The sequence below is a fragment of the Chitinophaga flava genome, from assembly GCF_003308995.1.
Taxonomy (GTDB): Bacteria; Bacteroidota; Bacteroidia; order Chitinophagales; family Chitinophagaceae; genus Chitinophaga; species Chitinophaga flava.
In genome coordinates this window covers 2440391-2454107 of record NZ_QFFJ01000002.1, presented here as the reverse complement: position 1 = coordinate 2454107, position 13717 = coordinate 2440391, and the positions used below count along the sequence as shown (strand labels likewise).

Genomic DNA, 13717 nt, shown 5'->3' with positions numbered 1-13717 from the left:
GTTTTCACCTGACCGGCCGGTACCAGGCTGGCGGTACGTACAGGATAACGGGTAGCCAGTGTGAATACCGCTCCGTTGGTAAGCTCCATTACATTGTCGAAACCTACTACGCCCGCGTTGTAGTCCGTAGCCGGAATTTGCGTGATCGTACCGGTAGCAAAGTTGCCATCACCGTCCTGATCTATCAGCAGCACAAAATCACTCAGGGTGCTGCCGGTGGCGTTTACGCCGGCAAGATCAAACTGCAGGCGCAATGGCTGAGTAGCAGCATCAAAATTGGTCAGCTGTGCTTTCCATTGCTGGGTAAGTCTTTCAGTGATACAGGAAGCCACTGGCAGATTGGCGCTCTGCACAGTTTTAGCCACACTATTGGAACCCAGCATAAGATAGCTTTTATCGCTGTTAATGCTGTTGGTATTGCCTGCATTGGTGGTAGCAATATTCCCTGATCCGATGGTTAATATTGCCCCATCATTGACGCTGCGGGATTGTTTCTGATAAAGTTTTTCTGTATCGTCGCGGCCAATGCCGAATATATTGTTCTTATAGACGCTGTTGGCAGTAGCATCCCACACCTTAGTGGTACCATCAGCAGCGAGATAATGCTGCGCGGTGCTCTGGTCGAGGGTTACACCATATTTGATGGCCAGGTAGGATTCTATCTGTTGCGCCTGGGCAGGGGTCAGAGCAGCTTTGTATACTATAACTTCCGCTAGGTGTCCATTATAAATGCGTCCTTTCAACCCGTCTGGTGTACGACCACCTACTTCAAAGTAGCTATTATCAGCCCCAGTCCCACAACTACCTGCAGTGGTCTCCAGCTTGCCATTGAGCCAGGTAGAACCACCCTGCGCATTAGCGGCAGAAATATACATTCCTCTGCCTACATGCGGCTTTGCCAGCGATGAAGAAGTAAGAGCGGGCGTACAGCCATTACCATCCAGCACGTAGCCAGTTCCGGTACTATTGATTAGGACTCCCCTTCCCGAAGTATTGGTGGAGAAGATGCCCCCCAAATCAGATCCAGGGGCGCCTTTAGGCAGGGCTACAAAAAACATGGCCAAAGGGTCACTGTTTTTCCAGGAAGATGCTGCATTTCCTTTCAGCGATTTATTGATGGCACCGGTAAAGGTAACCGCCGGGTTAAAGTTGATAGCACCTTGCGTTTGTATGATATCTGCAGATGGAGTAATCACATCATTACTGGTGGGCGCTGATGCCCGCAGCTCGGTAGTAGCATTACCACTTCCTCCCTGATCAAACCATTGCTGTACCTGGTTGCCCGCATTCACCTGCACTCCCATATCTGCTCTCACCCACAAAGTATTGCCGGATACACCACCCGGCATAGCACCCATTGCGGCGAAAGTGAAATACTGGCCATCCATCAGATTGGCGGTGGTGGTATAGCAGGTAACGCCGTTAATATTGGTTTCTGTTAACTGGATAAACTGGTCTGTGCCGTCAATCACTGCATCTGGACTGATGGCCAGGTATACTTTGCTAAAGACAGCCGGCAGCGAATCCTTGGGGATCGCAATCTGTACCGTTCCCACGGTGCCCGTTTGCTGCACTTTCCATAATCTTGCCATCCGGCTTTTCACATCCGGCCTGCCGGTAACTGTAACTGAAAACGTTGTAGCGCCTCCATCATCTCCCCAAACCAGGTAAGACAAGTCCGTCGGGAAAGCATTGGCGTTAGCGGTGTTGGTAGCTGCGATATTACCCAGACCTATGATGGGATGTAATCCCGGATTAATGCTGCGGGATTGTTTCTGCATCAGGTCTTCCGTATCATCACGACCAATACCGGTGATATTTTTATTATAAACAGTATTGACGGACGCCGTCCATACTTTGGTGGTTCCGTCTGTAGCTATATAATTTGTTGGAGTAGTCTGATCCAGCGTATAGCCGTACTTGATAGCCAGGTAGGTATAAATACGCTGCCGGTCATTAGGTACTACAACGTTATTATAAACTATTATATCACCTATAGGACCATTCCAGTATTCATTAGTTCCCCAAGGGGTACCACCAATACCAGCACCGGTGCCGGCAGTTGTATTCCACATTTTGGCAGTGTTGGCCAACCCCACACCTTTACTGAAAATACTGGCACTATTACCAGCCCACAACGCCGTAAATTCATTAAACTGCCCCGGCTGCCAAAAAGGATTTACGGGAGTGCCCAGATAGTCATTAAATCCTACAAAAGCACCAATTCCACCCACACTGGCCAGTCCCATTCCTAGCCCGGTACCTCTACCTCCATAAGCTAAAATATACTTGTTACCATTACCCCCTGTATTTATAAATCCGGTTCCTATAAAAGTTCTTGGGCTTGTTGCCAGGGGAAGCTTGTTAGCATCCAGACTCAAATAATTGACCCCATCAAACTTTACTACCGGGTTATAGTTGACATTATCGGCAGGGTTATTCATGTACTTAGGCTGAAGCGTGGCAGTTGTCTGCGTGGCATTATTGTTATACGCATAATCTGCCCAGGTACTAACAGGGGTATTATCGACGTTGGAAATACCTATGTCTGGTCGCAGCCACAGTAAAGCGCCCGGTACACCACCCGGATATTTCACAAAAGTAGCAAACGTAACATAGGCCCCATCCGGAATGAGGCTGCTATTGAGCGTAATGGTTTTATCGGGATTCAGCAGCAGTTCCTGATCAATGGTACCAAAATTAGGGTCTGTACGGCTGATCAGCAGGTATACGCTGTTACCTGGTACATCTGCCTTTAAGGTAACAGACTGATCACTCCAGTTGGTTTTATTCACCTTCCAGATTCTGGGCATGCGGTAGGTAACTTTTTTACCAGGCACCGCATAGTTATAAATCGATGTAGCCTGTCCATTATCTGCCAGTACCAGGAATGATTTATCATTGGAAATCACATTGGTATTCTGACTGTTCGTAGGGGCGATACCGTTACCCAGCGACATAGTCACCATGCCCGTATCTATATTGAGGGATTGTTTGGTATTTAAACCATTAACATCATCCCGGCCGATGCCGGTAATCCTGTTTTTATAGGTAGCATCAGCCCTCCAGAAGGTGGAACCGTCAGAAGCCAGGTAGTTCTGAGCTCCCTTGTTCATGGTAACACCATATTTAAGTGACAGATAGGAATATACCCGTTGCTGTTCTGCGGCATTTAACGCATGGTCATACACAATGATCTCTGCGGTTTTACCTTGCCAGTAACTTGGATTAGTCTGATTCATAATAGAACCACGGCCTATAACAGCATCCTGGGTATTTTTGGTTTTCCAGACAGCCCCTGTAATACTACCAATCATGGTTGCATTCAGGTCCAGGAAAGAATTGGAACCATCATAGCGGCCACCCATAATATAGGTACCATTTGTTAGCATAGTTCCCGCAGGCATAATAATATTATAGTTTCCCCCGGCGCTATACCCTCCAAAGCTGGCACGCCCATCACCGCCTGCTACCATACCAATATAGGTACCAGTACCATCACCTGTTTCGCCATAGGCAAACATCATCGCATGGTCACCGCTGAGCAATGTCTTTGAAGGCGCTCCTACTGCAATGATCGTACGGGGAGCATTGGCAAACGGGAAAGAAGCTTTAATTGAATTCAGGGGTATCTGCAAATAGCTGGTACCATTGAACACATACGCATAGTTGAAGTTTAATGCGCCATCATTCACCACTGGTTTTAACGCCGCATTGGCCTGTGTCCCGGCAACGCCATTGCCGGTATAATCCTTCCAGGACCCTCCGTTACTGGCGGCATCATCTGCCCGTAACCATAATAACGAACCCGTTACGCCTCCCGGCACCGGCGGAGTAGCAGCCCGCATCCTGCTGGCACTACTGCTGGCAGATAAGTGGTCCGTCATCGCTTTCCTCCAGGCTCCCTTAATATCGGGCAGCAATCTTCCGACAGCTATCTGTTGTACCAACAGCGCCATCAGCAGCAGGGAAACAGCATATACTGCCCGGAGCCGGTAGCTACCAGTTTTTTGCCGTATATGGCCCACCATAGTCCTGTAAATCTTGAATAATAATTGCATAAACATTCTCGGATATGACTTCTTGCTATAAACTAAAATATTATTGCCCCGCTCCAGTGGTCTTTAGTTGACCTGGTAAGCAGCACAAACGTATCATTGGATAAAAAATGGCTAACAGAAGATAACTGTAAGGGCTAAACGATTTTTGGAGTCAAACATTAAAAGAAGCGGCTTTCGCAAATAACTTTTGTAAAATTTTACCATAAATCAGGAGTTATAATTATTAGTAAAAACAGGTCTATCCCGGGAATATAGTGATCCGGATATGGCCAACGGATGGTTTTGCCTTATTCAAGGGTCTTCATTATATTACATGGATAATTCAATTGGCAAGGTAGATCAATGGCCGTGTCCAGCGTGTAGGAAATATTCTAAATACATGTAGAAATTTTACTACATGAACCTATTTGGGTTAATCTTCCTTCTTTCCTTTTTCTTCTTCATTTTGTTGGCGGGCAGAGGCTATTTCATATTCCAGTACGGGGTCTATATTCTGTTCTTCTATTTTGCGGGCTTTCTCCATCAGTTCCTCGTGATGCGCTTCCAGCCAGGCCAATTCCTTTTTACCATATGACCACCGGGTAAACAACACAAACAATACCGGCACAATAAAGATCGCCATTGAGGTAGAAGCGATCATACCGCCCAACACGGTAAAACCAATCGTGTTGCGTGATACGGCTCCTGCTCCGGTAGCTAACGCCAACGGCAATACGCCCAGGATAAATGCCATAGAAGTCATGATAATCGGGCGCAGACGCAGTTTTACCGCCTGCAGGGTGGACCGTATCAGCCCTTCTCCCCTGTCTACCCGCTCTTTGGCAAACTCCACGATCAAAATGGCATTCTTCGATGAAAGACCAATTAATGTTATCAGACCTATCTGCGCATATACGTTGTTAGACAACAACGGAATAAAAGTAAGTGTCAGAATAGCGCCGAAGGCACTGATCGGTACGGCCAGCAACACGGAAAACGGTACCGACCAGCTTTCATACAAGGCAGCCAGAAACAGGAATACAAAGATGATAGAGAAAGTAAAAATATAAACGGTCGTAGAACCGGCCCTGATTTCTTCATAACTAAGCCCTGAAAATTCGTAGGTATATCCCCGTGGCAATACTTTGGCAGCGACTTCCTTCAGTGCTGCTATACCCTGACCTGTACTATATCCCGGCGGTGTATTACCATCTACTTCTGCGGAGCGGAAAATGTTAAAATGTGTGATCAGCGGAGCCGTTTCTGTAGGCATGTAGCTGATCATAGTGCTGATGGGCACCATAGTACCTGCCTGATTACGCACATAATAATTGTTCATATCCGAGATCAGCGCCCTGAAGACCGTATCTGCCTGCACCACCACGTGGAAGGTGCGGTTGTACAGGGTGAAGTTATTGATCAGCAGACTGCCCATATTGGCCTGCATCGCATTATACACATCGGCGATGTTGACACCCAGCTTCTGACATTTTTCCCGGTCTACCGTAAGGCGATAGTTAGGCGTATGTGCCGAATAATAACAATAAGCGGTTGCGATGGCCGGGTATTTTTTACATTCCGCCAGGAACCGCTGCACTACGGCTTCAAACTGATGCAGGTCGTCGTTGGTATTGCCCTGTTGTATCTGCATGGAAAAACCGGAAGCCTGTCCGATGCCCCGGATGGGCGGAGGCTGTGTCACCACTACATTGGCATTGATGATGCCGGCCTGGGCAATCCGTTTTTTGATGACATTGATAATACCAGGAAAACGGGTCTCTGGTGTGGTCCGCTCATCCCAGGGTTTCAGCATACAAAAGATACTGCCATTGTTGGAGTTGGAGCCGCCGTTGAGGATATTCAGTCCGGAGAGTGCCGAGTAATGGGCTACTCCCGGCACCTCTCCTATGATCTTCATGATTTTTTTGATCGTTTCCACAGAATGGGTAGTAGCTGTTCCTTCGGGCAACTGATAGGTAATATACAAGCGGCCTCCATCTTCCGGCGGAATAAAGCCGGAGGGTTTTACTTTAAAAAGATATACCGTCGCGATACAAAGGATGATCAGGAAGATGATCACATACCTTCCATGCTGGATACATTTTTTAACGCCTTTGGAATAACTATTGGTAACCCGCTCAAACCATTTGTTGTAACGCTCGAAGATACGACCAATGAAGCCCGGCTTTTTGTTGGCATGGGAAGGTTTCAGGAGAATAGAGCACAAAGCCGGAGTGAGTGATAACGCCACAAAAGCAGACAGGATAACGGAAATGGCGATAGTGATAGCAAACTGCTGATACAGCCGCCCCACAATGCCGGGGATAAATCCTACCGGCACAAATACGGATGCCAGTATCAGAGCGATGGCCACCACCGGCGCAGAAATCTCCTTCATAGCATGATAGGTGGCTTCTTTCGGCGACATGCCCTGGTGATCAATATAATGCTGTACTGCTTCTACCACAATAATGGCATCATCCACCACAATACCAATGGCCAGCACAAAGCCAAACATGGAAAGGGTATTAATGGTAAAACCCAGCGGGATGAAGAAAATAAAGGTGGCCAGAATAGAAACAGGGATCGCGAAAACAGGAATAAGCGTGGAACGGAGATTTTGCAGGAAGAGGAACACCACCACTGCCACCAGCCCCAGCGCCTGCAGCAGTGTTTTCACGACTTCAGACATAGACACCCTGATAATAGTCACGGATTCAAAAGGGACCTCGTAATCCAGATCGTTGGGAAAAGTCTTTTTCAGTTCCTCCATCGTCTTGTACACATTATCCGCTGTTTGCAGGGCGTTACTACCTGGCGCCTGGTATACCATCACATAAGCCGAGGGCTTGCCATCCATAAAGGAGTTGGCAGAAAAGGTGAACTTGCCCAGTTCTACCCGGGCAATATCTTTCAGATATACCAGTTCGCCGGTTCCCGGTATGTTTTTTACGATTACTTTCTCAAACTGTTCAGGCTTATTAAGCTGCCCGTTAACGATGATCGTTCTTTCAAACACCTGATCGGACTGCTGGGGAGGCTCGCCCACAGCGCCGGCAGCGAGATAGGCGTTCTGCTCACTGAGTGCTGTTCTCACATCACCGGTGGTGATACCATAGGCGGCCATTTTTTGCGGGTCCATCCAGATACGCATACTGAAAGGATCGGCACGTACGGTTACATCACCTACGCCCGGCACACGCAGCAACGCGTCCTGCAGATAAGAATAGGCGTAGTTGTTGACAAAGTTGATATTATGGGATTGATGAGGGGAATAGATGGCCACCATCATCAGCATATCCGGATTACTGGCGCGCACAGTCAGCCCCAGCTGGCTTACTACCGAAGGCAGCAGTGGTTTGGCAATGCCTACCCTGTTCTGTACGTTCAGCGCTGCAATACGCACATTGGTACCGATGTCAAAAGTCACCCTGATACTAACCGAGCCTGTATTGGTGCTGGTGCTCTGCATATAACGCATGCCCGGCACGCCGTTCACCTGTTCTTCTATGGGGATGGCCACCGTTTGTTCTACTGTTTCCGCATCAGCACCGGTGTACGAGCCGGAAACAGACACGGAAGGTGGCGATATGTTGGGGTACTGATCTACAGCCAGATTAAAAATACATACGATACCCGAGATCATTAATACTAATGAAATGACAATGGCCGTTACCGGCCTTTTTATGAAAGTATTAGCGATCATGTTTACCTTATGCTATAGCCGTTCAGGTATTACCGTTTTGTGAACGCATCTCTTCATCATGTTGTTCTCTGGCTTTGGCGATCTCATATTCCAGTTGTGCGTCGATATCCTGCTGTTCTACTTTCTGTGCCTTTACCATCAGTTCTTCATGATGTGCTTTTAACCAGGCCAGCTTATCTTTTCCATAAGACAAACGGGTGATGACCACAAATAAAACAGGCACCACAAATATGGCGATGGTGGTGGCTGCGGTCATGCCTCCCAGTACCGTAAAACCGATTGTCCGGCGGGAGACGGCTCCAGCGCCGGTGGCCAGCACCAAAGGCATCACCCCTAAAATAAATGCCATGGAGGTCATCACGATAGGGCGTAAACGTAAACGCACTGCCTCCAGCGTGGACTCCAGCAGGTCTTCCCCACGATCTACCCTCACCTTAGCAAATTCCACAATCAGAATGGCGTTTTTAGCGGCCAGGCCAATGAGTGTGACCAGCCCTATCTGTGCATATACGTTGTTTGTCAGGCCCGGCACCAGCACCAGGGTAAGAATAGCGCCAAATGCACCAATGGGTACCGACAACAATACCGAAAAGGGCACCGACCAGCTTTCGTACAATGCTGCCAGAAACAGAAATACAAAAGTGATAGAGAACAGGAAAATATAGATGGTAGTAGATCCTGCCCGGATCTCTTCATAACTCAGACCGGAAAACTCCAGGGCATAACCCTGCGGGAGCACTTGGGCAGCAATATCCTGTAAGGCATTAAGGGCATCGGTGCTGCTATGTCCTTCTGTTGTAGCGCCATCCACCTCGGCGGAGCGGAATACATTAAAATGAGAGATCAGCGGCGCTGCTTCCGCAGGCTGGTAGTTGACCAGGGTCCCCAGCGGCAGCATGGTACCGGCCTGGTTGCGCACGTAATATTTATTCATATCGGAGATCATGCTCCGGAAGGTGGTATCTGCCTGCACCACCACATGGAAGGTACGGTTATAGGCAGTAAAATCGTTGATGTACAAACTTCCCATAAAAGCCTGGATGGTGGTAAACACATCTCCGATGTTCACGCCCAGCTTCTCACATTTCTCTCTGTCTACTGTCAGGTTGTAGCTGGGTGTTTGGGCAGCAAAATAAGTATTGGCATTGGTGATAGCCGGATGCTGATTGGCAGCCGCTACAAACTTCTTCACTACATTTTCAAACTGGTGAATGTCATCATTAGTACTGCGCTGTTCTATCTGTGCACTAAAACCTACTGTGGCCCCTACTCCCGGGATGGGAGAAGGCTGTATCACCTGTACTGTAGCGCCTTTGATGCCCGCTTCTGCAATCCTTTCCCTCATCACGCGCATAATACCTGGTACCCGTACTTTACTGGTCTTCCGCGCTTCCCATGGACGAAGCTGTATGTAAATAGTACCGCAGTTGGAATTGGTGGCATTGGTCACCACATTCAGTCCTGACAGCGCCGCATAGTGCGCCACACCCGGCGTTTCAGCCACCACCTTCATCAGCTGTGCCATGATGCTCACCGACTGTGCCGTAGAAGCCCCGGCGGGCAATTGAAACGTCACATACAGGTTGCCATCATCTTCCGAAGGAATAAAACCGGATGGCTTCACCTTAAAAAGTAAATATGCGCCTATACAAATACAAACGAGTATAATGACTACCAACCGGGACAGCTGTATACTGCGTTTCACGCCGGCAGAATAATGTTCCGTCAATTGATCGAACCAGTTATTGAAGCGGAAGAATATTTTATTCAGCCCGGTAGCTTCTTTCCTGATAACGGTAGGTTTCAGCAACAGTGTACATAGTGCCGGGGTGAGCGACAACGCTATGAAGGCAGAGATGATTACCGATATGGCAATGGTAATGGCAAACTGCTGATAAAGGCGGCCTACAATACCCGGAATAAAGCCTACCGGCACAAATACCGACGCTAGTATCAGTGCAATGGCCACCACCGGTGCAGAGATATCTTTCATCGCGTGATAGGTAGCTTCCTTAGCAGACATACCTTCCTGGTCCATGTAATGCTGTACTGCTTCCACCACAATGATGGCATCATCTACCACAATACCAATGGCCAGCACAAAACCGAACATGGTCAGTGTATTGATCGTAAATCCCAGTGGTATAAAAAAGCAGAACGTTCCGAAAATAGAAACAGGAATGGCTAGCACGGGAATCAGCGTAGCGCGCCAGTTCTGCAGGAATACAAACACTACTATCGCTACCAGTATCAGTGTCATGATCAGCGTGAGCACCACGTCTTTCATAGACACTTTTACCACAGTCACTGATTCAAAGGGGACACTGTATTCCACATCTGCCGGGAAATTTTTTCTGAGCAGCGCCAGCTCCTTATAGATGGCAGTGGCTGTTTCCAGGGCATTACTGCCCGGAGCCTGATAAATACGCAGATAAGAAGCACGGTGTCCGTCTACAAACGAATTGCTGGAGAAGGTGAACTTGCCCAGTTCCACCCTGGCCACATCTTTCAAATATACCAGCTCTCCGGTCTGGGGATTTGTTTTAACAATGATCTGCTCAAATTCAGACACCTTGCTGAGACGGCCGTTGACCAGTATCCCGATCTCGAAGGTCTGTGTAGGCAGCTGTGGCGGCACGCCGGCCGATCCTGCTGCCACCTGTACGTTCTGTGCATTCAGTGCCGTGATGATATCCTGGGGTGTGAGGCCGTATGAAGCCATTTTCTCCGGGTTGAGCCAGATACGCATACTGAAGTCATCAGTAAAGCGGTTGATGCTCCCTACGCCTTTAATACGCAGCAGTGCATCCTGTACAAAGATATTCGTATAGTTGTCCAGGAAGGTAATATCGTGTGTGCCTCTGGGTGAGTACAAGGCCACCATCATCAGCATGCTCGGGTTTACGGCGCGGACAGTGATACCCAGACGGCTGGCCACCGAAGGCAACAATGGATTGGCGATGCTTACCCTGTTCTGCACATCCAGGGTAGCGATGTCGATATCGGTACCGATACCGAAGGTCACATTGAGAGTCATTAAACCATTGTTGGTACTGTTGCTCTGCATATATTCCATGCCGGGCGTACCGTTTACCTGCTCCTCTATGGGCGTGGCCACGGTTTGTTCTACGGTTTGTGCGTCTGCTCCGGTAAACTGCGCATTGACCTGCACAATGGGAGGTGTAATGTCCGGATACTGGTCTACAGGAAGATTGAGGATACTAAGCGCCCCTGATACCACCAGTACAATAGATGTAACGATGGCTGTCACGGGTCTTTTTATGAATGTATTTGCAATCATAACCTGTACAAAAGGACGTTCACTTTTTTTTGCCGTTATTGTTGTTGTTTTCCTGAGGGATGCCATTGCCCAGCGTGACGCGGGCTCCGTCATGCAGCGACTGTACGCCGTCTATTACTATCCGGTCTCCCTCCGCGATGCCTTCTTTGATAATCACTTTATCGAGTACTGTCTGTCCCAGTTTTACCTTCTTCTGGAAAGCCCTCAGCTGCGGGCCTTTATCATGGCTGGTTGCTGTGGTCTTTCCCTTGGGAGCCATCACCGTATCCTTTACCACGTATACAAAATATTCCCCCATCTGTTCTACAATGGCTTTGTTGGGGATGACCAGCTGCAGGCCCTCATCCTGGTTATGTACTCTCACCACACAACTCATTCCTACCTTCAGATCATTGACGGGGTTGGGAAACACCAGTCGTACCCGGATAGCGCCCGTCTGCTGGTCTACTGCCCGGTCGATGGTATATATCTTCCCTAAGCGTGAATACAATGTTCCATTAGGCAGTAGTATGGTGAACAGGGAATCGGGCTCCGGCAGCCTGCCTTTGAGCAGATCTTCATAATGCTGCAATTGTTTTTCATTGACCACAAAATCTACTGCCATGGGATTGTTGGTAGAGATAGTATTGAGGATGGTAGAGCCAACGCTGACCATATCACCGATTTTCACCAGGCTGAAGCCGACGGTGCCATCGAATGGAGCCAGGATAGTGGCGTAGGTGAGATTGGTGCCTGCTGTTTTCACAGCTTGCTCAGAAGCCTTCACCGAGCCCTGGGCGTTTTCGAGGGTGATGAGTGCGTGATCATAGAGCTGTTTGGCTACCGCATTGTATTTGTTGAGATATACGTAACGGTCAGCATCCTGTTGTGCCTGCTTCAGGTTGCCTTGTGCAACCAACAGGTTGGCCTGTGCAGTTTTAAGCGACTGCTGATACAGCCGCTGATCGATCTCATACAGCTTCTGCCCTTTTTTTACCACAGCGCCTTCCTTAAAAAAGATACCGGTGATATAGCCCTGCACCTGCGGCCGCATGTCTACCTGGCTCAGGGCCTGTGTGGTAGCAGGATATTTATCATAATACCATACCTTCTGACCTGTCACGGTAAATACATTCACCGGCATAGGGGGATTGGGCGGCGTTTTCCTGGGAGTGCAGGAAAACAGAAAAATAATGCCTATCAGACCGGTACTCAACAATACCCTCATCATAAGTATTGAATTTTCATAATTGATCAGTAAGAGATATTACCCATGGCCTTCTGCAGGTCTACCTTGCTGGACAGTAACTGCAGCAGGGCATTCAGATAACCTGTTTCAGCTGTTATTAAATTGGATTCCGCAGTAATCACATTCAGATAAGGAACGATGCCTTGTTTGTACTGCAGGTTTACAACGAAATATACCCTTTGGGCCATCTGGAGATTGTCCTGCATGAGTTGCAGACTATACCGGTAACCTTTGTAGCCTGCCAGTGCAGTGGTATATTCCGTATAGATCTGCGACTTCAGGTCTGTTGTCTGGCTTTCCAGCACCTGTTCCATCAGCCTTGATTTTTTTATGTTCTGTAACCGCGCAAACCCGGTAAACACCGGGATGGTCAACGACACACCCAGAAAGGAATTGGTGTAAGCCGTATTATAAAGCTTGGAAAATGACTTGTTGTAAAAATCTGCGTTGTAATTGTAGAATGCTGAAACGACCGGCAGGGCTTCGAGTTGATAAGACCGGGTTACCTGGCGTTGTAAATCCATGGAAGTGGATAGCAGCTGGTACTCGATCCGTTTTTCGAACTGTAGCTGTGCTGTGGTATCGATGTTGATGTTCTGCATCAGCTCTGTAGTATCAAAAACGATATGAAAATTTTCGCGGGGCGGGTATCCCATCAGTTGTTTCAGGGTAGCATATTGTGGCCGTACATTCTCTACGGCCAGCCGTAGTTGTGCAGTGGAATTATTCAGGGAGATGAAGGCCTGTTTGTAATCCGTTTCATCTACGATGCCTCCGATGTACTGGTGATAAGCATCCCGGGTACTTTGTCCGAGTCGGATGGTATCTCCTTTGAGCACTTCAATCTGTTCCAGGGTCAGCAGCAGGTTGTAGAAGGCTTTGGTAACGTTTACTACCAGTCCTATTTTGGTACTGTCTGTTACCTGCCTTGCCTGCCGGGTGAAGAGGGGTGCGCTTTTCACAGCTGTCAGCAGTGTGGGGCTGAATAAGGCCTGTGTAACTGCCAGGCCCTCAGCGGAGGAATTAATAACGCCGGTTGTTTGTGCCACGGGAACGTTGCCGGTAGAGGCATTGTTAACGAAACTGGTAGGCAGCTTCAGATAGTGGGTGATGCCACCACTAACAGCTACCTGCGGATACCAGCCTGCTACGTTGATGGCATTGGAGGCTTTGGCAATATCCATTTTCAGATATGCCTGATGTAACACCGGCTGGTGTTTCATGGCATATGCTATACAATTGCCCAGTGTAAGATAGCTGCTGCTGTCCTGCACCGTTTGCCCGGAAACCCCTATAGATATGCTGGTCAGGAAGATAATCCATAACAACGGACCTGAACGTACCAGCTTACTGCTATATCTGACCGTAGCCCCTGAAATATGGCGATAAAGCAACACCGTATTGCGCTTTTGAGTTCAATAAATGTATGAACTATAACACGA

General features: G+C 48.3%; 4 protein-coding genes. All 4 read right to left on the bottom strand.

Annotation, left to right across the window (positions count from 1 at the left end; genetic code table 11):
* Positions 1-4473 precede the first annotated feature (4473 nt).
* From DF182_RS25980 to DF182_RS25965, 4 genes are read right to left on the bottom strand one after another with little or no spacing between them, the layout of a single operon-like run.
* Positions 4474-7746, bottom strand: coding sequence for an efflux RND transporter permease subunit (locus tag DF182_RS25980; RefSeq protein WP_113618675.1), 3273 nt, complete (start codon positions 7744-7746; stop codon positions 4474-4476).
* A 22-nt stretch (positions 7747-7768) separates the two neighbouring features.
* Positions 7769-11047, bottom strand: a complete 3279-nt coding sequence (locus DF182_RS25975) for an efflux RND transporter permease subunit (RefSeq protein WP_113618674.1) — start codon at positions 11045-11047, stop codon at positions 7769-7771.
* 19 nt (positions 11048-11066) lie between these two features.
* Positions 11067-12257 carry an efflux RND transporter periplasmic adaptor subunit gene (locus DF182_RS25970; RefSeq protein ID WP_113618673.1) on the bottom strand — a complete coding sequence of 397 codons (1191 nt, stop codon included), beginning with the start codon at positions 12255-12257 and terminating at the stop codon, positions 11067-11069.
* Between the two features lie 23 nt (positions 12258-12280).
* A complete protein-coding gene (locus tag DF182_RS25965; protein WP_147243551.1) occupies positions 12281-13672 on the bottom strand; it encodes a TolC family protein in 1392 nt (463 codons plus the stop codon).
* Positions 13673-13717: the final 45 nt, after the last annotated feature.